Annotated in this window: 21 protein-coding genes; 6 read left to right on the forward strand and 15 right to left on the reverse strand. The window is 45.6% G+C overall.

Features of this window, described 5'->3' with window-relative positions:
• Window positions 1–13 precede the first annotated feature (13 nt).
• Together ribF and murJ are read right to left on the reverse strand one after the other, a co-directional pair.
• The gene (ribF, locus tag J4N45_RS15665; protein ID WP_252012386.1) at window positions 14–949 is read right to left on the reverse strand and encodes a bifunctional riboflavin kinase/FAD synthetase; all 936 of its coding nucleotides are present in this window, start codon (window positions 947–949) and stop codon (window positions 14–16) included.
• Between the two features lie 69 nt (window positions 950–1,018).
• Window positions 1,019–2,581 carry a murein biosynthesis integral membrane protein MurJ gene (gene murJ, locus J4N45_RS15670; protein ID WP_353505872.1) on the reverse strand — a complete coding sequence of 521 codons (1,563 nt, stop codon included), beginning with the start codon at window positions 2,579–2,581 and terminating at the stop codon, window positions 1,019–1,021.
• A 259-nt stretch (window positions 2,582–2,840) separates the two neighbouring features.
• Between murJ and rpsT the strand changes: the two genes are divergently transcribed.
• On the forward strand, window positions 2,841–3,101 hold the full coding sequence (gene rpsT, locus J4N45_RS15675; protein ID WP_042473565.1) for a 30S ribosomal protein S20: 261 nt from the start codon (window positions 2,841–2,843) through the stop codon (window positions 3,099–3,101).
• A 112-nt stretch (window positions 3,102–3,213) separates the two neighbouring features.
• Here rpsT and J4N45_RS15680 read toward each other — a convergent pair whose 3' ends face one another.
• Together J4N45_RS15680 and nhaR are read right to left on the reverse strand one after the other, a co-directional pair.
• Complete coding sequence (locus tag J4N45_RS15680; RefSeq protein WP_042473561.1) at window positions 3,214–3,513, reverse strand: ArsR/SmtB family transcription factor; 300 nt, start codon at window positions 3,511–3,513, stop codon at window positions 3,214–3,216.
• A gap of 156 nt (window positions 3,514–3,669) precedes the next feature.
• Window positions 3,670–4,563 carry a transcriptional activator NhaR gene (gene nhaR, locus J4N45_RS15685; protein WP_252012388.1) on the reverse strand — a complete coding sequence of 298 codons (894 nt, stop codon included), beginning with the start codon at window positions 4,561–4,563 and terminating at the stop codon, window positions 3,670–3,672.
• 407 nt (window positions 4,564–4,970) lie between these two features.
• Here nhaR and J4N45_RS15690 point away from each other — a divergent pair, with 407 nt between their 5' ends.
• A complete protein-coding gene (locus J4N45_RS15690; RefSeq protein ID WP_234496041.1) occupies window positions 4,971–6,116 on the forward strand; it encodes a Na/Pi symporter in 1,146 nt (381 codons plus the stop codon).
• A gap of 49 nt (window positions 6,117–6,165) precedes the next feature.
• On the opposite strand, the gene J4N45_RS15695 is transcribed toward J4N45_RS15690, so the two are convergent.
• Window positions 6,166–6,756 carry a Slp family lipoprotein gene (locus tag J4N45_RS15695; protein ID WP_252012390.1) on the reverse strand — a complete coding sequence of 197 codons (591 nt, stop codon included), beginning with the start codon at window positions 6,754–6,756 and terminating at the stop codon, window positions 6,166–6,168.
• Window positions 6,757–6,995: 239 nt separating this feature from the next.
• Between J4N45_RS15695 and J4N45_RS15700 the strand changes: the two genes are divergently transcribed.
• A complete protein-coding gene (locus J4N45_RS15700) occupies window positions 6,996–7,319 on the forward strand; it encodes a YMGG-like glycine zipper-containing protein (protein WP_128648280.1) in 324 nt (107 codons plus the stop codon).
• A gap of 115 nt (window positions 7,320–7,434) precedes the next feature.
• Window positions 7,435–8,175, forward strand: coding sequence for an SDR family NAD(P)-dependent oxidoreductase (locus tag J4N45_RS15705; RefSeq protein WP_252012392.1), 741 nt, complete (start codon window positions 7,435–7,437; stop codon window positions 8,173–8,175).
• 50 nt (window positions 8,176–8,225) lie between these two features.
• On the opposite strand, the gene J4N45_RS15710 is transcribed toward J4N45_RS15705, so the two are convergent.
• Genes J4N45_RS15710 through rppH form a run of 5 tightly spaced genes read right to left on the reverse strand, consistent with a single transcriptional unit; the run spans window position 8,226 to window position 13,523 of the window.
• A complete protein-coding gene (locus J4N45_RS15710; RefSeq protein WP_234495232.1) occupies window positions 8,226–9,077 on the reverse strand; it encodes a thymidylate synthase in 852 nt (283 codons plus the stop codon).
• A gap of 11 nt (window positions 9,078–9,088) precedes the next feature.
• Window positions 9,089–9,904, reverse strand: coding sequence for a prolipoprotein diacylglyceryl transferase (gene lgt, locus J4N45_RS15715; protein ID WP_128648277.1), 816 nt, complete (start codon window positions 9,902–9,904; stop codon window positions 9,089–9,091).
• Window positions 9,905–9,939: 35 nt separating this feature from the next.
• Complete coding sequence (locus tag J4N45_RS15720) at window positions 9,940–10,731, reverse strand: sulfite exporter TauE/SafE family protein (RefSeq protein WP_128648276.1); 792 nt, start codon at window positions 10,729–10,731, stop codon at window positions 9,940–9,942.
• Window positions 10,732–10,752: 21 nt separating this feature from the next.
• The gene (ptsP, locus tag J4N45_RS15725) at window positions 10,753–13,002 is read right to left on the reverse strand and encodes a phosphoenolpyruvate--protein phosphotransferase (protein WP_252012393.1); all 2,250 of its coding nucleotides are present in this window, start codon (window positions 13,000–13,002) and stop codon (window positions 10,753–10,755) included.
• Between the two features lie 2 nt (window positions 13,003–13,004).
• Entirely contained in the window at window positions 13,005–13,523 is a 519-nt protein-coding gene (gene rppH / locus J4N45_RS15730) for an RNA pyrophosphohydrolase (protein WP_042473544.1), read from the reverse strand.
• 622 nt (window positions 13,524–14,145) lie between these two features.
• Between rppH and mutH the strand changes: the two genes are divergently transcribed.
• The gene (mutH, locus tag J4N45_RS15735; protein WP_252012396.1) at window positions 14,146–14,811 is read left to right on the forward strand and encodes a DNA mismatch repair endonuclease MutH; all 666 of its coding nucleotides are present in this window, start codon (window positions 14,146–14,148) and stop codon (window positions 14,809–14,811) included.
• Window positions 14,812–14,826: 15 nt separating this feature from the next.
• Here mutH and J4N45_RS15740 read toward each other — a convergent pair whose 3' ends face one another.
• Window positions 14,827–15,132, reverse strand: a complete 306-nt coding sequence (locus tag J4N45_RS15740) for a DUF6482 family protein (protein WP_128648275.1) — start codon at window positions 15,130–15,132, stop codon at window positions 14,827–14,829.
• A 145-nt stretch (window positions 15,133–15,277) separates the two neighbouring features.
• Here J4N45_RS15740 and J4N45_RS15745 point away from each other — a divergent pair, with 145 nt between their 5' ends.
• Window positions 15,278–16,312, forward strand: a complete 1,035-nt coding sequence (locus tag J4N45_RS15745; protein WP_252012398.1) for an NADP(H)-dependent aldo-keto reductase — start codon at window positions 15,278–15,280, stop codon at window positions 16,310–16,312.
• A gap of 88 nt (window positions 16,313–16,400) precedes the next feature.
• Here J4N45_RS15745 and J4N45_RS15750 read toward each other — a convergent pair whose 3' ends face one another.
• From J4N45_RS15750 to lysS, 4 genes are all read right to left on the reverse strand, one after another.
• Complete coding sequence (locus J4N45_RS15750; protein ID WP_252012400.1) at window positions 16,401–16,652, reverse strand: DUF1127 domain-containing protein; 252 nt, start codon at window positions 16,650–16,652, stop codon at window positions 16,401–16,403.
• A gap of 106 nt (window positions 16,653–16,758) precedes the next feature.
• A complete protein-coding gene (locus J4N45_RS27230; RefSeq protein WP_267967700.1) occupies window positions 16,759–16,884 on the reverse strand; it encodes a hypothetical protein in 126 nt (41 codons plus the stop codon).
• A gap of 345 nt (window positions 16,885–17,229) precedes the next feature.
• On the reverse strand, window positions 17,230–18,558 hold the full coding sequence (locus tag J4N45_RS15755) for a sigma-54-dependent transcriptional regulator (RefSeq protein ID WP_234495228.1): 1,329 nt from the start codon (window positions 18,556–18,558) through the stop codon (window positions 17,230–17,232).
• Window positions 18,559–18,787: 229 nt separating this feature from the next.
• Window positions 18,788–20,305: a lysine--tRNA ligase gene (lysS, locus tag J4N45_RS15760; RefSeq protein ID WP_252012402.1), complete on the reverse strand. Its 1,518-nt coding sequence runs from the start codon at window positions 20,303–20,305 to the stop codon at window positions 18,788–18,790.
• Between the last annotated feature and the right edge of the window lie 30 nt (window positions 20,306–20,335).

The raw sequence follows: 20,335 nt of genomic DNA on the forward strand, positions 1-20,335 counted from the left end.
GTGGAATCTTCCGCTAACCCTTAAACTGACGTAGCCACACCCTTGCTACATCAGCATCCAATTCTATTTGCTGCTTAAGCAGCTCCAATGACTCAAATTTTTTCTCATCACGGATTTTATGAAGCAGTGCCACTTCAATTTGTTGACCATAAAGGTTGCCCTCGTAGTCAAAGATATGCACTTCAAGATCTGGCGTTGTCCCCGCAACCGTTGGCTTTTTACCTACATTGGCAATGCCCGGTAGCGGCTTATCATCAACACCAAACACCTGCACCGCATAGACGCCGCGGACAGGAACGACATAACGCTTAAGTGAAATGTTGGCAGTTGGAAACCCAAAGCCACGCGCTAACTTTTGACCATGGGCAACACGCCCGGACAAAGTATAGTGACGCCCCAACATTTCTGCGCTCGCATCAAGCTCGTCATTGGCAAGAGCCTGACGAATGGCCGTTGAACTGACTCGAGTCTCTTCAACACGAAAACTTGCCGTATTCACAACCTCAAAACCGAACTCTCCGCCCGCTTTTTGAAGCATCTCGAAATTGCCTTCACGCCCTTTACCAAAGCGGAAGTCATCACCGATGACAAGGAACTTAACACCCAATTTACCCACCAACAAGTCTCGAATAAAAGACTCCGCAGTTAAGCTGGCAAATCGCTGATTAAAGTTCACACACAATAGGCGGTCCAGTTCCATTTTCTCAAGCAGTTCGTACTTATCACGCAACCGTGTCAAACGCGCTGGCGCTTTGTCTTTGGCAAACAGCTCCATAGGTTGAGGCTCGAATGTCATGACAACCGCAGGCAAACCCAGTTGCGATGCTTTCTGCTTTACTTGATTCAGTACGCGCTGATGTCCGAGGTGAACACCATCAAAATTGCCGATGGTTAAAACGCAGCCATGGTGCTGATTTTTAAGGTTATGTATGCCTCGAATGAGTTCCATGAAACGACTAAACCACCTGCTTGAGTAAATGTTACGAGTGTGAAACTGACGGATTATAACCAATCATTGTTAATCTGTCGCTGCTTTTACGTCTTTAGGACGAATTCCCAAGATAAGCAGTGCAACTAAGTAAGTGACGCCACCAAGACCAATCAGAATCGTTAAGGTCAAAATACGCTCTGATAAGCCCCAGCTTAGCCATTGCTGCATGTCTTGTAGCTGCCACTGCAATACCGCCACCATGGCCGCAACCGCAACCACTAGACGAACAACAAAACCAATGGTTTTCTTGGTTATACGGTAAACATTTTGACGGTGAAGACCACGATAGAGTAGTGCCATGTTAATGAAGGCAGACAGGGCCGTTGCCATCGCCAGACCCACATACCCGTAGTAGTAAGCAAAGATAGCATTGAAGACCATGTTAGACGCCATGGCAATAATGCCATATTTCACCGGTGTCTTAGTGTCTTGACGCGAGTAATAGCCCGGTGCCAGCACTTTGATCAACATAAAGTTAAGCAAGCCAGATGCATAAGCCAAGAGAGACAAAGATGCTTGCTCAACATCGTGAGGCGTAAACTCACCGCGCATGAATAGCACCATCAGCATAGGTTTGGCGAGTACCATTAGTCCCAACATGGCGGGCAAGCCAAGTAGGATCACCATGCGCACCCCCCAATCCATGGTGTGGGCAAAGCCTTCACTGTGCGCATCCACGTGCTTGCGCGACAGTGCCGGCAAAATCACGGTAGCAATCGCAATACCAAACAAACCAAGCGGGAACTCTAGAAGACGGTCTGAATAATAAAGCCAACTAATTGAACCTGTGGCTAGGAAACTGGCAATGAAGGTATCGAATAGCAAGTTAATTTGACTAACCGATACGCCGAACAGCGCTGGGATCATCAAGGTACGGATCTTAGTTACGCCGGGATCGCGCCAACCCCATTTAGGTTTAACGAGTACACCCTCTTTTATAAGGAAGGGAATTTGAAACGCGAACTGGACAAAGCCGCCCAAGAATACCCCTATCGCCAAACCAATTTCTGGTTGAGCAAGGTTAGGTGAAATGAACCACGCACTGGCAATGATCATCACGTTAAGAAAAACAGGGGTAAAAGAGGAAACCGCAAACTTACCTAAGGTATTGAGAATCGCCCCAGACAAGGCGACAAAGGTGATGAACCAAAGATAAGGGAAAGTGATCTTGAGCATCAAACTGGCGAGTTCAAACTTGGGTGCTGCGGGTCCATCGTTGAGCCAATCAAGAAACCAACCAAAGCCAAACAGTGCCGTCACGACACTCGAGCCAAGAATACCCAGCAAGGTAACTATGGTAACAATGACGCCAAGCGTCCCTGAGGCTTTGGCAATTAACTCTCGAGTTTTGTCTTTATCACCCGAGGCATGATATTCAGTAAGTACCGGCACAAATGCCTGAGAGAATGCGCCTTCTGCAAAAAGACGTCTAAGAAAGTTGGGGATTTTATTGGCAAAGAAGAAGACATCAGCGCTCGCCCCTGCCCCCATTAGATTCGCCACCACCACATCACGAACCAGTCCCAATACTCGAGACACCAGCGTCATGGCACTCACTATCATGCCTGACTTAAGAAGGCGTTTACTCACGATAACCTCTGAATTACCTAGCCAATGCTTTGCTATTTATCGGTTTCAATAGCCTTTGTTATTGAAGAGAGGATTAGTATTAGCATTGGTCGAAAAATACTGTTAGAATCCCCGCCATCTTAACCGCGATAGCCCACAGATATCAAAAGTTGTTTTATATCGTCGGGTTTTTGCACAAATCATTTGACAATTGAGCGCAAATGAGGGATATTCCTCGCCCTTAAATTGTCACCGAACTAAGTTTTTGGGAGTTAGACCCTTGGCAAACAGTAAATCTGCTAAGAAGCGCGCTATCCAAGCTGAGAAACGTCGCCAGCACAACGCTAGCCGTCGTTCTATGATGCGCACTTACATGAAGAAAACAATCGCAGCTATCGAAGCTGGCGACAAAGAAGCAGCAACTTCAGCATTTGCAGAAGTTACTCCAATCCTTGACCGCATGGCGACTAAAGGCCTTATTCATAAGAATAAAGCTGCTCGTCACAAGGCACGCTTCTCTGCTGCAATCAAAGCTCTATAATTTAGACTTTGTATTGTGTTAAAAAAACCGGCTAATGCCGGTTTTTTTGTATCTGTCGTTTCTTTCGCTGCTCTCTTTCGCAACATTCGTTGCTCGCGCCTTCCACTACCTACTAGTGATCACTGCAATACATACCATGTAGTGTTTCAATTAATTGACGTACCTCTCCACTGCTTAGTGTGTAATACACCGTTTGAGCTTCTTTTCGAGTGGACACCAGGCCATCTCGGCGAAGCCAAGCTAAGTGTTGAGATAATGCAGACTGACTTAGCTCTAGGCGAGAACACAGTTCACCGACAGACAGCTCAGTATTGTGTAGCATACACAGAATTTGCAGGCGCCTCTCATTAGCCATCGCTTTCAAGAGTACAACCGCTTGTGCTGAGTTTTTCTCCATATCCTGCAAGTTCATAGTCTACCTCTAAATCTTTTCGCGACACCGATTACTACCTACTGGCTGCTTTTTGAGCAACCTTGGCAATTTCCAGCACATTCTACATGGTTAGGACGTGTATGGTAACGCTTTGTTTAATTAAGTGTAATTGGAAAGAGTAATTTGTTAGCTTACTCAAAACGCAAGTAAGTCAGTAAAATCCGCTTCGCATACACTCTTCACCGCAGGGTGTTGAATCATACGCTCCGCAAAAATGACGTAGTACTCTTCTTTGATATCTTCTATATCACCGATAAGCTGCAAGTGTCGCTGGTCTTTAATTTCCGACATGTAGATACTCGGCGCTAGGAAAATCACATCATCTTTATACATAGAGAAGGCTTTCATCAGAGCTACGTCATCAAACTCGCCTAGAATGTTAGGTTGAATCCCCTGCTGATCAAACCATTGAAGCACTTTTCGTCCCATTGAGGTACGACTACCTGGGATAAGAAGGCGGGTCTGTTCTAATACTTCTGGAAAGCTAACATTGTCCATATGTCCTGAAGTAAAGAAGCTCATACGACTCTCCCCTAACTTCTTGCTGAATAGCCCCGGACTCTGACTCGAATCAACTGGGCAATCAGACAGGATCATATCCAACTTGTGCTGAGCGAGTTGTTCTAACAACATCTCGTGCGTCGATTCAAAACAGCGTAGATGAATATTGTTGTCTTCTGGTATCGTCGTCATCAAAATCTTACTCACCAAGCGTTTTGATAACGCGTCAGCAACGCCGACATCAAACAGCAAGTTAGAGCGCTGACTGTAATTAACGATGTCGAGCATCTCATAACTTAGGCCAAACATACGATCGGCATACTTATACACCAGCTGACCCAGTTCTGTAGGTTCAACACTACGGCCGTTTCGCTTGGTTAGCTTGCCATCCATGCGCTCTTCCAGTGCTTTGATTTGCCCCGTGACAGTTTGAGGGGTTAAAAACAGAGCGTCTGCCGCTTTGGTGACTGAGCCTTGTTTACACACCATCCAGAAGTAGTACAAATGATTATAGTTAAGGTGAGACATGCTATTTCGCCTAAAAAGAGTGACCTACATTTATAGCAAAATCTGTCCAATCCAACAATATTCGTTAAAACCGAAATTATTAAGTAAATAATACTGTTTTTACGAACCACTAACTGTCACATTAGACACGCCACTGTCATATAACTGACAAACCAGACAATATAAATCGATTTAATTCATTAATCAGGTCAGATTAATCTCTTTTTCTCACATAGAATATAATTCATAAAAATCAACAAGTTAAAGTCGCAAATTCAAATTTATAGACTAAAAACCAACCTAAGATCGCACTTAATTCACATAGAAATAGTTTCGTCATATTTCTGTAATATTCGAGTTCTACTATCGCGTCAGATTCAACAACAGGCCGCAAATAGATTAACCAAGGCCAAACGGAGAAAACTATGATGAACCAAGCAACTACAGCGACGACTCCTATGTCGACTACGACGCGTTGGCTGCGCTGGGCTAACTTGGCATTCATGCTTTACTTATTGCTACTTGCTGTTTCTATGGTAGGTAGTGGCTTCAAAATGGCGACTGGCGAGCACGCAAAAGTGCTGTTCGAGTTTGCTTCTCACCCAGTTGCTGGTTTGATGATCGGTTTGGTTGCTACGGCACTTATCCAATCTTCTAGTACCGTTACTTCTATTATTGTTGGTCTGGTAGCCGGTGGCCTGCCTGTCACAACAGCAATCCCAATGATCATGGGTGCTAACATTGGTACAACCGTAACCAATACCCTAGTAAGCCTAGGTCACGTTCGTTGCAATACAGAATTTAAACGCGCTTTTGCAAGTGCAACGATTCACGACTTCTTCAACCTGCTTGCTGTAGCTATCTTCCTGCCGTTGGAAATGATGTTCGGTGTGCTAGATAAGATCTCTAGCTGGCTTGTATCACCTATGATGGCAACTGGTGATGTAAGTATGGGCGGTCTCAACTTCATCAAGCCAATCACTAAGCCGGTAGTGAGCGCAATCCAAGAGCCACTAAGTGCATTTGGTAGCGTCACAGGTGGTGTGCTACTCATCGTTCTGGGTATCGCGACTATCTTTGTTGCTATCACAGTGATGGGCAAACTGATGAAGAGCCTGATGGTTGGCCGCGCTCGCGAGATTCTGAAGAACGCAATTGGTCGTGGTCCAATTCACGGTATCGTATCTGGCTCAATCGTTACTGTACTGGTTCAGTCTTCATCAACGACAACAAGCTTGATGGTACCGCTAGTAGGTACAGGTGCTCTAAAGGTTCGTGATGTATACCCATTCACGCTAGGTGCGAACATCGGTACATGTATCACGGGTCTACTTGCTGCGACGGCGGTATCTGGTGAATACGCTGTATTTGCGCTACAGATTGCTCTAGTGCACTTGGTGTTCAATATTATGGCAACGGTGTTCATTTTTGGTATTCCGTTCTTACGTGAGCTTCCAGTGAAAGGCGCGGACTATATCTCAGATATGGCCATTAAAAACAAAGCTGTGGTTGCTGGTTACCTAGTCTCTATCTTCGTAGTGATTCCTGGTTCCATCCTCGCGCTAACAGCCTAAGGTTAAAACTTAAAAAAAGACCCAGCTAAGAAGCTGGGTCTTTTTTTATCTAAAAATCGCCATAGTCGTAGGCATCATACGCGTCGTAAGCATCATAGGCGTCGTAATGCTCGATGAGATCCGCTTCATCGACGTAATCCCAATAATAATATCTGTCATAGTAGTAGTTGTAGAACGGGTCGCCGACATAGTAGGTTTTGATGCGCTTATCTTCTGTCCAAAGGTAATAATTTGATGCTTTGAGCACAAGGACAGATAGGGTCTGCTCACCTACTTTTATCTCAGTTTGCTCCACAATAGTGCCAACAAACGTCATCGGTTTGCCTAGCATAAAGATTTTGGGGTCCAAAAAGCGTTCTACTTTGACCACAAAGCGACTGCTACCCTGACGTGTTTCATCTGGCCTTCCTTTAGAGTCCAACTCAAAATGGCTGATCTGCAGCTCACTACTATTCGCTGAAGGATTGGTGAGCTTAGCCACCACACCACCCCAACGAGCGGGTTGACCCTTGAAAGGTGTCGCGTCTTCACGGGCATCTTGGTAGCTAACAAGCAGCTTTTCATCCGCTACTTTAATCTCATCTGGTCCACTGCTACACCCCACCAGCAAGGCGACCAACATCCATACGTACACTCGCATTATCTGCTCTCCTAATCATCACTCATTTCATTATGAGTCAAGGTGTTACCGCTTAGCAAGTTGCACCCTGAACTTGAGTTTAGGCTTCCAGATATTGATACACAAACACTTCTAATCAAACCTAATACACCCCAACAATACGACAACCAGAATCTAACCCAAGATTGACGCTGCCGACCTTACTCAGCGCACATTCCTTGTTTACTCTAATACGCAGTTACTCAATCTAGGACCTTGTCATGAAAACAAAAATTCTACTTCTAGCCTCACTTATCGCCTCTCCTAGTTTCGCCTATTACTGCGATCAAACCGCAGAAGGTGCGATTGATGGTGCGGTAGACGGCGCAATTACTGGTGCCGTGGTTGGTGGTATTGTCGATGGTGGCAGTGGTGCAGCGGCTGGCGCAGCTATCGGAGGCGGTACCGGTGCGGTTGTTGGTACCATAGACGGAGCGTATGACGAGGGTGCCTGTGAAGTGGCAACAGATGTTGTTGTCGAAGAGGAAATCGTCGAGGAAGAAATTGTTGAAGAAGAGATCGCCGAAGAGTACTACTACGACTAGCATTTTACCTTCACATTTTGGCAGTAACCTATAAGTAACATCCCCCTATGTTACTGCCATCCTCTGTTCCCCGCCGATAAACTGCCGTGATTGAACGCCACAAAAAAGGTCAATCATGCACAAAATTGCTCTCGTTACTGGTGCATATCAAGGCATCGGTTTAGCCACATCGGAAATGCTTATGGAACAAGGATTCCATGTCATCATGGCCGATATTCAATCTTGCGGCGCACTAGCCAATGACTTCCGTCATAAAGGCTATATGGCGTCACACGTTAAAATTGATCTCGCCATGTCATCGATGTTTCCAGCCATCGCCAACAAAATCCATGAAGAGTTTGGTCACCTGGATGTTTTGGTCAATAACGCTTCTATCCTAACCGATTTCGGTAAGCATCCATCTCTGATCGATGAAGACACCTATCGACGCGTAATTGAAGTTAACCAGATCGGTCCCTTCTTGCTGACACGAGCACTGACCCCGCTGCTCAAGAAGTCGAGCAGTGCTAGAGTGGTTAATGTTTCCAGTCAAGCAGCCCAACTGTCGCAGTTATCCGACATGCATTCCCCTTGGCGAGATGACATCTGCGCTGCGTATCAATCGTCCAAGATTGGTGTCAACGCCAACACTGTTCTGTTCGCTAAAGAGCTAGAACCTTTTGGGATTAAAGTGAACTCTTACTGCCCTGGCTGGGTTGATTCAGGTATGAATCTAGAAGAGCTCCCTGAGTACGGAGAGAGCGTCAAACTGAAAACGCCACGGGAAGGCGCCGATACCGCGATTTGGCTAGCGACATTAGCTGAGGATGGCCCAACGGCTGGTTTCTTCACCGAGCGCGAGGCGATAAGCTGGTGATCAGCAGAAAGAAAAACGCCGAGCTTGATGCTCGGCGTTTCTAATCAACGTTACACAGAGAACGGGTAACGAATAGGTTCATGGCTCTCATAGCCAATCACCTCAAAATCATCCAATGTCACCCACGTTTCAAGGTCTTCAAGAGACTTAATATCAGGGTTAATACGGAATGTTGGCGCTGCCAGTGGTTCGCGCTTAAGTTGCACATCTCGCATCAGTTCTAGCTGATCTTCATAAATATGCGCGTTGACAATTTTGTGGTACGCCAGGCCAGGTTTCTTACCTGTGATTTGAGCCATAATCGCCAAGAACACGTAAACCTGAACCATATTAAAGTTTAAGCCCAGCGGTACATCACATGAACGCTGCGTGCTATTTAGGTATAGAGTGTCGCCCAATAATGAGAAATGGTGGCTATACATACAAGGGCGCAGACAACCCATATGGAACTCACCAGGGTTATAGAAATTAAGGATTTCTCCGCGATCATCGACCCCATTCGTCAGATCATCGACAATCTTACGCAGTTGGTCAATATGACCACCATCCGGTTTTGCCCAAGCTCGGCCCTGAACACCGTAGACGCGGCCCATATCATCTTCACCTTTACGGTAAGGATTGTTTAGCCACGCGTCATTTAGGTTTGCATTGGCATCCCATGTCTTAGTGCCAAGCTTGCGAAAATCTTCCGCATTATCATAACCGCGAATGTAACCCAGTAGCTCTGCGACCGCCGCTTTCCAAAAGCTCTTACGTGTTGTGACTAACGGGAAGGCATTGCCGGCAACATCGTAGGTAAGATCCGCATTAATAACAGTCAAACAACGTTTACCTGTTCGCTCATTCTCTACCCATACACCCTCGTCAACGATACGCTGACATAAGTCTAAATACTGCTTCACGACAATTCCTATTACTTTGAAACGTTTGAGGTGGTTGCGCCATTCACTTTGTAAGCCCACGCAACCATCAAGGCACCAATGATAACCATTGGTAGGGATAAGATTTGTCCCATTGAGATAAATCCACCGAACAAGCCAAGATGCGCATCCGGCTCGCGGACGTACTCTACCATAAATCTAAACGTACCATAACCGAGCAAGAACAAACCTGAGACAGAGCCTTCAGGACGCGGTTTGCGAATAAACCAGTTCAGGATGAAGAACAGAACCACACCTTCTAGGGCAAATTCATAGAGTTGTGATGGGTGGCGCGGCAACGGGCCACCGTTAGGAAAGATAATCGCCCACGGCACATCGGTGACTCGTCCCCAAAGTTCACTGTTCATGAAGTTACCTAAACGCCCCATACCTAAACCAAACGGTACAAGCGGCGCAATAAAATCAGCAACATTAAAGAAGGTGCGACCATTTTTTCGTGCATACCAGAACATCGCACTGATGACACCCAACAACCCACCGTGGAATGACATACCACCGGTCCATACCTTAAACAGGTAAAGCGGGTCTTGCATCAACTCTTCGAAGCCATAAAACAGCACGTAACCGACGCGACCGCCAATAACGACCCCAAGGAAGCCAGCAAACAGCAGATCTGAAACCTGTTCACGAGTCCAACCAGAGCCTGCCTTATCGGCGCGGCGATTTGCCAACCATAGCGCAAAAGCAAAGCCAATCAGGTACATCAAACCGTACCAGCGAACCGACAAAGGACCTAACTCAAACAGAACAGGGTCAATATTAGGAAATTGGATATATCCCTGAGACATAAAACGCTCACTTAAAAATTATTGATTAATTGGGGCTAGAACATCATAGAGAATGCAACGAACAATAGAAAGACCGCAAAAATCTTCTTTAGTTTCGGTGTTGGCATGGTCGTAGCCAACTTGGCACCAAAACGAGTCGTAATCATCGACGTCGCGGCAATCGCAAATAACGCGGGCAAATAGACGTAGCCGACGCTGTACTCTGGTAAACCGTCCACTTTCGCACCATGAATCACGAACCCTATCATACCGGCAATCGCAATCACACAACCACACACTGAGGATGAGCCGACTGCTTTACGCATTTCGACACCGTGTTTGCTCAAAAATGGCACCGACATTGAGCCACCACCAATCCCGGCTAGACTGGAAATCATGCCAATACCCGCACCGCAACATGTCGTCACCGCAGGTGAAGGCAGCGAACGCACGGATTGCGACTTGATCGATAAAAACATCTGAATGGCGAGCATAAGCACAATGAAAGCGAACACTTTAGGTAAATAATGAGAGGGAATCCACTCAGCAACATAAGATCCAGCAAAACCACCGATGACGACACCAGGCATCAACCACTTGATAACAAACAGATCTACGTTACCCAATTTGAGGTGATTGAGCGCAGAAGAGCCAGAGGTAATAATGATGGAGGCAAGCGAAGTAGCCAATGCAATGTGCATCACTACATCACTCGAAATGTGAAACTTCGGTAGCAAAAACGCCAATGCGGGCACCACAATAAGTCCACCGCCAATCCCTAAAAGACCAGACATGGTCCCTACTACAGCGCCAAGCAGCAACAAAAGCAGTATTAATTCGTAATTCACAAAACGACCAAAATAGTAAAGTTAAAATTTGCCTGCACGAATAAAGCCCGCGAGCCCTTTATTCTCGAAGTATTCGCGCATCTGATTGTAGATGGTTTTACCATAAGGTTGCATCAGCGCTTTGTCAGCAAGTTGCTTAAGCTCATCAAGCGAGCTTTGTTGAAGCAAATACTTTACCTTAGCAACGTTTGAGGTGTTCATACTTAACGTGTCATACCCCAAACCAACAAGCAGTAGTGCACCAATTGGATCGCCCGCAAGCTCACCACAAATACAAACAGGTAGATGATAAGACTGACAGGTTTCAAATATATGTTTCATCGCTGCCAATACGGATGGATGCAAGGTTTCGTAGATGTCGGCAACCTGAGCATTATTTCGATCAACCGCCAGCAGATACTGGGTTAAATCATTGGTTCCCACCGAGACAAAGTCGACCCGCTCAGCCATAAACGGCAAGATGTAGAGCATAGAGGGCACTTCGATCATCACACCAATTTCCGGCTTCTTCACCTCAGGGTGCTCAACGAGAACCTCTTGATAAGCTTGTTCAATCAATGTCGCGGCATCATCAAACTCTTGCACTGACGACACCATGGGCAAGAGGATACTCAAATTATCAATGCCGACGCTGGCGCGCAACATCGCCCTGATCTGAATAAGGAAGATATCAGGGTGATCCAGTGTGAAGCGGATACCACGCCAGCCCAAAAATGGGTTGTCTTCATCAATTGGCAGATACGGCAGCGCTTTATCTCCACCAATATCCAGCGTTCGCATCACAACTCGCTTGCTTGGATAAGCACTCAGGACAGAACGATACTGATGTAGCTGCTCTTCCTCAGATGGAAACTGCTGCTGAAGCAAGAACGAGATCTCGGTTCGATATAATCCAACACCGTCTACGTTCTTATTAATAGAAATACTGGTATCGGCACTCAAACCTGCGTTGAGCATCACTTGGATACGCTGACCATCTTTGGTAGCAGCTTCTAGCCCCGCGGTTGACTCCACCATCTGAGACAACTCAGATTCTTCCGTTACCAACTCTCGATATTCAGAGAGCAATTCATGGCTCGGGTCAGGGAATATTTCACCGCTGTACCCATCAACGATACCGAGCTTGCCACTGAGCAGTGCAGGGTTGGTGTTTACGCCCATTACAGCAGGAATGCCCATTGCACGCGACAAAATCGCTGCGTGCGAGTTGGCAGCCCCCTCAAGAGAGACGACTGCGAGCAGTTGTTCTTTTGGGATAGAAGCGAGAATCGAGGCGGTGAGTTCTCGAACGACAAATATCACCGGCTCACTAAATTCATGAACCGGGTATTCAGTATCATGTAAGAAAAACAGCAGGCGCTGTCCAAGCTCTTTCACATCCTGTGCACGTTCACGTAGATAGACGTCAGACATTTTTGCAAAGCGATTGGCATAGCTTTCAACCACCTGTCTTAAGGCCCAATCGGCCTTATCGCCTTTTTGAATCTGCGCCTTGAGATCATTTCTCAACATTGGATCGTTGAGCAAGTGGGTAAAGAGATCGAATATGGCTAACGCGTCTTTGTTCAGCTCGAGATCGAGCTTTTTACGCATACGCTTAAAATCGGCCAGCGCATTCTCAATCGCCACAGAAAGAAGCTCTTGCTCTCTAGCAACATCCAAGGTGGAGGCGGGAAAAACATCACTAAGATCAGGCTGAGTGTTGTCCCACCAAATCGGGCCTATGGCCACACCGGATGACGCACCAATACCTTTAATCACTGGGACTGCGTTATCGTCAAAGAATCCATGTCCTTGAGCGATGGCGTGGGCTATCAAAACCGCAACCTGCGCAGCCAGCGTGACAAGGAAAGACTCTTCCATTTCACTAAACTGACGGGATGTTTTTTGTTGCACGACCAATACGCCAAGTACTTGCTTGCGATGAATAATTGGTGTGCCTAAGAAGGAGTGGTAGACATCCTCACCAAGTTCTGGGAAAAACTTGAAAGCAGGGTGTTTAGCAGCTTCGGCTAAGTTGATAGGCTCTGCTGTACGCTTCACCAACCCCACCAAGCCTTCATCAAAACCAATTTGGATTGTGTCACCCTCAAAGGTGAGGCCTTGAGTGGCCATCAACTCTAAGCGCTGCTTATCTTTGTTAGCAAGGTAAATCGTGCAGCACTCGGTGTTCATGGCTGCACATGTTTGTTGTACTAACATCTCGAGGGCCGCATGCACGTCTTCAACTTTTGAAACGTGCTCAACTATATCCCTTAGTTGCGATAGCATACTTACCCTCTTCGATGCTTTCTTTTGCCTTTAAATTTTCGTTCCTTAAACGGCATTGCCAAGGATGCAAATTCTTTCATCGCTCGGCGATAGACATCACGCTTAAAAGAAACGACTTGTCTTACTGGGTACCAATAGCTCACCCAACGCCAACCATCAAACTCAGGGGTATTACCGCGCTGCATGTTGATCTTGGATTCATCACAATCCAGACGCAGTAAAAACCATTTCTGTTTTTGCCCAATACAGACAGGTTTCGAATCCCAGCGAACTAAGCGCTTGGGTAACTTATATCTTAGCCAATGGCGACTGACCGCAACGACCTTGACGTCGTTCTTAGTGAGCCCCACCTCTTCATACAGTTCTCGATACATGGCCTCTTCAGGGGATTCACCTTCGTCAATACCGCCCTGAGGGAACTGCCATGAGTGTTGTCCGTATCGTTTAGCCCAGAAGACCTGACCATGGTTGTTACAGATTACAATACCAACATTCAGTCGGTAACCATCGCCATCTATCACTGGCCAACCTCAATTAAATTTTCATTACCTTGATTTTTCCACATATCCCCAACTTGAGCAAACTTAAGGATGTGTAAATTTGAACAATTCCCAGTTCTTTGAAAGCCATTGGATAAGATTCGAACAAAACGCTAGTTATCAACACAGCAATGAGACCTAGACCACATTTATTCACCTTTTCTGTGAATAACTGTGTGCAGAATCTTTGATCTCTAGGAAAAACTCAACTTAGTATAAAAGCCCTATAAAAGCCAACAATGTACCAATTAAATTTTATTAGCATAAATTCAGTAACTTAAAGAAGTATCAATCATTTGTTTTTGAACTAGCAATTTAAAAATTAACGAAAAGATCAGATCGGTTAAAGATCAACCACAAGCTAAATTATCCACATCGAATTTGATAAAATTCATACAAACCCTGATATATCAAGTGTTTTATAGGCATAATACCACTGATTATTTATACAGAAGTCGATAAATCACCGGTATTTACCATCCTACCTGTGGATAAGTTAATAATAGATCAACTTTCCACCAGAGTGATCTCTTTTTGTACAGAGCACAAATACGCTAACGTGGTAAACTCAATCTCGTCTATCCAGCCAACTGTACTAGCAAACATGAAAACGACTCCAGCTACAGAATCAGAACTGCTCGAACGTGCTCGCAGCATCGCAGGTGTGTCATTTGGCGAACTTGCCGAGCAAGCAAATATGAAAGTGCCTGAAAATCTCAAACGAGATAAGGGCTGGGTGGGACAACTTCTCGAATGGCATCTCGGTGCCACGGCTGGCAGTAAGCCGGTTCAGGACTTTCCAGAAATCGGTGTCGAGCTCAAGAGCATTCCTGTCGGCTATAATGGCAAGCCTCTAGAATCGACTTTTGTGTGTGTTGCGCCCTTGACTGGCATCACAGGGTTGACTTGGGAAACGAGTCACATCAGAAACAAACTATCTCGCGTGTTATGGCTGCCGGTTGAAGGTGAACGTGAAATTCCGGTCGCAGAGAGAAGAGTGGGTTCTCCACTTATCTGGAGCCCGTCAGAAGAAGAAGAGACGCTGCTGCGCAATGACTGGGAAGAGTTGATGGATCTTATCGCGCTTGGCGGGGTCAACCAAATAACAGCCAGAAGCGGCGAGGTATTACAAATACGCCCGAAAGCCGCCAACAGCCGCGCTAAAACCGAAGCTTATGGTGCGAGCGGACAGCCAATCAAAACCTTACCTCGAGGCTTTTACCTCAGGGCAAAGTTTACTAGCTACATACTAGATACTTATTTTGCCTAACATCTGCCCTGGTTTTCAATGCAGATTCAGTTCAATGTCGCAATACCGGTTCATCTCAGCGCTTCCGCACTCATCATAGGCATTATGAAGTCGCAAATATGCTTTCTCAACGCCTAGACGGGTCAGAGCTTCTTTTACCGAGTCTAAAGACTCGTAATGGATCGGCTCATCGTCTTCTTTGATCGGTTCAAGTTTGTGCTTGTATTCCACTGCAAGTAGATAATGTGAAATATCAGCACAACCAATTACGAACACTCTAGGCGGTTTATAAGAATCTTTGTGGTGTCCATGTAACCATCGATCGAGCTGATGCTTTTGCATAGTCCACCTCCTTCTCTTTTGTGGATAATGCTTTACTGATAACTCTCAGTTTAGCCAATAAGTAGCTAGTTGCGCATTTATTGAACAGATCTTTTATAAAAACGGGGTATAGTGGAATCAAACAACGACAAGCAAGGATGGCTCAATGAAATACCACAAGCTCCCACATTCTTCGCTCGAAGTGAGCAAAATCTGTTTAGGTACCATGACCTTTGGTGAACAGAACAGCAAACAAGATGCATTTGACCAGTTGGATTATGCCGTTGAGCGTGGCGTCAATTTCATTGATACCGCAGAGATGTATCCCGTCCCACCTAAACAAAAAACACAGGGATTGACGGAGTCCTATATCGGCGACTGGTTATCTCACTCAGACAAGCGCCAAAAAGTTATTGTCGCCACCAAGGTTGCAGGCCCACGTAACGTACCTTACATCCGCGATAATATGAGCTTAGATCGACGTAACATTCACCAAGCGATCGATGACAGCTTAACGCGCTTGAAGACTGACTATATCGACTTGTACCAATTGCACTGGCCACAACGGAAAACCAATTGCTTTGGCCAGCTGAATTACCCCTACCTTGAAGGCAATGAGGAAGTCACACTTATTGAAACGCTAGAGGCGCTCAATGAGCTCATCAAAGCTGGAAAGATTCGTTATATCGGTGTCTCGAATGAAACCCCATGGGGGGTGATGACGCTCCTTAAGCTCGCTGAAAAGCACGATCTACCGAGAATCGTCTCAATTCAAAACCCTTACAACCTATTGAACCGCAGTTTTGAGGTGGGTTTATCAGAAATCAGCCACCATGAGGGCGTCGACCTGCTCGCCTACTCTCCTCTCGCTTTTGGCTGCTTGAGTGGTAAATATCTTAATGGACAAAAGCCCGCAGGCGCTCGCTGTAGTCTATTTGAACGCTTCGTTCGTTATTTTACGCCGCAAGGCATCGAAGCGACACAAGCTTATGTCGATCTCGCTCATAAGCATGATTTAGATCCCGCGCAAATGGCGCTCGCTTTCGTCAATCAACGTCCATTTGTTGCTTCGAATATAATTGGAGCGACAAATCTCACTCAGTTAAAAAGCAATATAGACAGTATCGACGTTACGCTTTCAAATGAATTACTAGAAGAGCTTCAAGTAATAGGGGCACAATATTCTAATCCATGCCCCTAAACTTAGGTATTGAGAATATCTACTACAACTCATTAGATATTTCTCGATATTCTGATAGTCGGCGGGTAGTCGTACTACCCGCCTTGGTTTACGTAGCTATTCGCGACTGTAATTCTCGACGAAGATGACGAGCTTTACGTTTAGCGACAACTTGAGGTGCAGCGACACGACCTAGAGGACGACCTTCTTTGTCTAAGCCAATGTCTCTCAACAAGTGCTCATTGTGCAAAGGTAGTTGATAAGCACTGCGGCGGTAGCGTCGTTTCCACTCACGTTCTTCTTTTTGAATGTCTGCTTTAATAAGCCAAGTTGCGATAGTTAGATAAAAAGATGTACGCATAATAATCTCCTGATTGGAATATTACAGAGGAGAGAAATAGCGGTCTTGGAGGTAATTAGACTCTTACGTGACTGCTATTCCGCAGCCTCATAAGGTTACGGATTAATTAATCTTGTGCTGATTTTACTACCGGTTTATCGGCCATAATTACGATCGAATCACGATCGATAATATGCTCAGCATCGGTACGGAAAGCAGCACAAGTGTTGATAAAAGAAATGCGATTCATCATTTTCTGCGCCTCCATACTGACTTATTAATCCTGAAATTTGATAGGTTGAGCGTCTTGCTCACGGTTAATTCTTATTCAATCCGTATATTAAATCAACATATCATATAAAAAAAAGTTAAAAACAACGGAAAACTCTAGTCACAAACCGAATGAGGACTTAAAGGCCGACTATTACATAGCTTTTACCTTTAACTATGGTGATTAATTTTAAACCGGAAATATACAACACGATATTGTACTGGATATTCATAGTGCGACTAACATCTAGTTTAGACTGCAACCTGTATGAAAAAAATAAAGGCGCCACGGCGCCTTTAGGTGATTAAGCTGAATAACTGGAGGAAGTTAGATTGTTTCTTCCGTGATTAGATTGTGCTTATTGAGTAATCTATACATAGTAGCTCGAGAAATACCCAGCTCTTTTGCCGCTAAAGTAACCTGGCCGTTATGGCTATCTAGCACCAAGATAAGTGCGTCACGTTCAGAACGCTCTCGTATGCTCTTGAGGCTCCGCTTGCCAGAGAATGTACCTGGAAGTTCGAAGTGCTTCTTAACTAACACCTCTTCTTCAGTCATGAGTACGGCACGTTTAACTTGGTTCATTAACTCTTTAACATTGCCTGGCCAGTGGTAGTAAGTAAGCGTTTTAATGGCATCATCATCAATCGACTTAACAGGAGAGTTAAACTCTTTTGCAAACTGGTTGATGTAATGAGCGACGAGCAAAGAAATATCAGTCGCGCGTTCTTTTAGGCTAGGGACATTAATTCTAAGCACATTGATACAGTGAAATAGCTCTTCATTGAAGGAGCCGTCTCCCAGAGCTTTTTCAATATCCGAAGAATCGGCAGCCAGAATACGCACATCAAACTCTTTGGTTCCTTTCGCCGTTTCTATTTGACCATCTTGATAGAACTTCAATAAGTTAAGCTGCTGTTTCGCGGGTAGAGTAAAGATATCGTTGAGAACGATCGTTCCCCCAGAGGCTTGATCAAGTAGCGAGCTTTGTTCGGGATCGTGCATCCCAAAAAACTCATTCTCAAAACGAGCATCTGAGAATGCGCGACAATTTACCGCTACAAAAGGCTTTTGTGAGCGAGCAGAACAGCGGTGAATCGCTTTCGCCACAGACTCTTTACCTGCGCCAACTTCGCCATGAATCATGATACTGACATCGGTGGGGCCAATTCGACGAATCTGATCGCGTAAACGTCTTATTGGTAAAGATTGTCCGACAATCCCGAGATCGCTGTCATTACCATTATGCGGCCACACCTTCTGCTCGAGCTTGAGCATACCCAGTTGGTGTCCTATGGTACTCATCAATCGTGAGTCCGGAATAGGTGTCGTAAAAAAGTCGATACAGAAGTTAACGATAAATTGGCAAATCGTATCTGAGCCCAATTGAGACTCGCGAATAAAGGCTATCCAACGCACCTGCTTGTGCGTGCTGACTAGTTTCGCAATCCCGTTAAGACTGAAATCATCGCGAGTTAGGTCTACAATTCCAATACAGGGACCAATCTCTGAAAATAACGCATCAGCTTTACGTAAATCTGAACATTGGGTACAGCGCCATCCCGCCTGCTCCAATACAGAGAGCCATGGCTCGTACACGCCCCCTACAACCACTAAAGAGCCGGGGATTGAATCCATCCGAAATTCGGTTCCCATTACATCATTCCTATTATTGTTTTTAGATTCAATAGATTTATTCTATGCAAATAAAACCATCTATCAAACACGGCAATCGCGTTTAAAACGTACAGATGTGTCTCATAATTAAGACTAGTGTACGATTTCTAACTTTTCTATAAACATTCTCGGAAATGTGGCATGAAAAAAGCCCCTCCGAAGAGAGGCTTTGTAGGAATCATTCACCATCTTGCTGATGGATATACGATTATTGTTGCGGACGCATCGCTGGGAATAGGATAACGTCACGAATCGTGTGCGTGTTAGTAAATAGCATTGCTAGACGGTCGATACCAATACCTTGACCCGCTGTTGGTGGTAGACCGTGCTCTAGTGCAGTAATGTAGTCTGCATCGTAGTACATCGCTTCGTCATCACCTGCATCTTTCGCATCAACCTGCGCTTTAAAGCGTGCGTCTTGATCTTCTGCATCGTTAAGCTCAGAGAAGCCGTTCGCAACTTCACGACCACCGATGAAGAACTCAAAACGGTCAGTGAAGAATGGGTTGTCATCGCTACGACGCGCCAGTGGAGAGATATCTGCTGGGTAACCAGTGATGAACGTTGGCTGGATTAGCTGAGGCTCAGCTGTCTCACCAAAGATCTCTTCAAGAAGCTGACCGCATGTCCAGAACGTCTCAACCTCAACGTGTACAGATTTCGCAATCGCTACCATCTTGTCACGGTCAGTGAGGTCTTCTTCTGTTAGCGCTTGGATTTCAGCGTGGTCTGGGTTGTAGTGTTTGATCGCTTCGAACATGCTCATGCGAGCGTAAGTGCCACCAAACTCAACGGTTTCATCACCGTAAGGCATAGACGTCGAACCTAGAACATCCATCGCTACCGTGCTTAGCATCTCTTCCGTTAGATCCATCAGATCTTTGTAGTCAGCATACGCTTGGTAGAACTCCATCATAGTGAATTCTGGGTTGTGACGTGGCGATAGGCCTTCGTTACGGAAGTTACGGTTGATCTCGAATACGCGATCAAAGCCACCAACCACTAGACGTTTTAGGTAAAGCTCAGGTGCAACACGTAGGAACATGTCGATATCAAGCGCGTTGTGGTGCGTGATAAATGGACGTGCCGTTGCACCTCCAGGGATCACGTGCATCATTGGCGTTTCAACTTCTAGGTAGCCTTTTGAGCTCATGAAATTACGGATTGCCGATACTAGCTTAGAGCGAATAATGAATGCGTGGCGAGAGTCTTCGTTAACGATTAGGTCAACGTAACGCTGACGGTAACGCATCTCTTGGTCAGTGAGACCGTGGAACTTCTCTGGTAGTGGACGAAGTGCTTTCGTTAGCAACTCGTACTCTTCCATGTTCACGTAAAGATCGCCTTTACCAGACTTGTGCAGTGCACCTTTCACACCGATGATGTCACCGATATCAAGGCCTTGGTATTTCTCTTTCAGCTCTTTTTGAACATCTTTTGCTGCGTATGCTTGGATGCGACCAGACGTTTCTTGAATTGCTAGGAATGGACCACGCTTAGCCATAACACGGCCTGCGATTGCCACTACGTGGTTTAGCTCTTCTAGCTCTTCTTTCGTCTTCTCACCAAATTCCGCTTGAAGGTCGCCCGCTAGGTGCTCACGACGGAAATCATTTGGGTGGCCGTTCGCTTTGCAGCTTTTACGGATGTGATCCAGCTTGCTACGACGCTCAGCGATTAGCTTATTCTCTTCTTGTGCGTTTTCGTTTTGAACAGCATCAGTCATTTTTCGATGTATCCCGTTTTAAAAGTGGTG

Source organism: Vibrio sp. SCSIO 43140, from assembly GCF_023716585.1.
Classification (GTDB): Bacteria; Pseudomonadota; Gammaproteobacteria; order Enterobacterales; family Vibrionaceae; genus Vibrio; species Vibrio maritimus_B.

What these genes read in the sequence shown, in the direction of transcription:
- ribF (WP_252012386.1), bottom strand. Translation starts at nt 949, where the DNA reads ATGGAACTCATTCGAGGCATACATAACCTTAAAAATCAGCACCATGGC.
- J4N45_RS15680 (WP_042473561.1), bottom strand. Translation starts at nt 3,513, where the DNA reads ATGAACTTGCAGGATATGGAGAAAAACTCAGCACAAGCGGTTGTACTC.
- nhaR (WP_252012388.1), bottom strand. Translation starts at nt 4,563, where the DNA reads ATGTCTCACCTTAACTATAATCATTTGTACTACTTCTGGATGGTGTGT.
- J4N45_RS15690 (WP_234496041.1), top strand. Translation starts at nt 4,971, where the DNA reads ATGAACCAAGCAACTACAGCGACGACTCCTATGTCGACTACGACGCGT.
- J4N45_RS15695 (WP_252012390.1), bottom strand. Translation starts at nt 6,756, where the DNA reads ATGCGAGTGTACGTATGGATGTTGGTCGCCTTGCTGGTGGGGTGTAGC.
- J4N45_RS15700 (WP_128648280.1), top strand. Translation starts at nt 6,996, where the DNA reads ATGAAAACAAAAATTCTACTTCTAGCCTCACTTATCGCCTCTCCTAGT.
- J4N45_RS15705 (WP_252012392.1), top strand. Translation starts at nt 7,435, where the DNA reads ATGCACAAAATTGCTCTCGTTACTGGTGCATATCAAGGCATCGGTTTA.
- lgt (WP_128648277.1), bottom strand. Translation starts at nt 9,904, where the DNA reads ATGTCTCAGGGATATATCCAATTTCCTAATATTGACCCTGTTCTGTTT.
- ptsP (WP_252012393.1), bottom strand. Translation starts at nt 13,002, where the DNA reads ATGCTATCGCAACTAAGGGATATAGTTGAGCACGTTTCAAAAGTTGAA.
- mutH (WP_252012396.1), top strand. Translation starts at nt 14,146, where the DNA reads ATGAAAACGACTCCAGCTACAGAATCAGAACTGCTCGAACGTGCTCGC.
- J4N45_RS15740 (WP_128648275.1), bottom strand. Translation starts at nt 15,132, where the DNA reads ATGCAAAAGCATCAGCTCGATCGATGGTTACATGGACACCACAAAGAT.
- J4N45_RS15745 (WP_252012398.1), top strand. Translation starts at nt 15,278, where the DNA reads ATGAAATACCACAAGCTCCCACATTCTTCGCTCGAAGTGAGCAAAATC.
- J4N45_RS15750 (WP_252012400.1), bottom strand. Translation starts at nt 16,652, where the DNA reads ATGCGTACATCTTTTTATCTAACTATCGCAACTTGGCTTATTAAAGCA.
- J4N45_RS27230 (WP_267967700.1), bottom strand. Translation starts at nt 16,884, where the DNA reads ATGATGAATCGCATTTCTTTTATCAACACTTGTGCTGCTTTCCGTACC.
- J4N45_RS15755 (WP_234495228.1), bottom strand. Translation starts at nt 18,558, where the DNA reads ATGGGAACCGAATTTCGGATGGATTCAATCCCCGGCTCTTTAGTGGTT.
- lysS (WP_252012402.1), bottom strand. Translation starts at nt 20,305, where the DNA reads ATGACTGATGCTGTTCAAAACGAAAACGCACAAGAAGAGAATAAGCTA.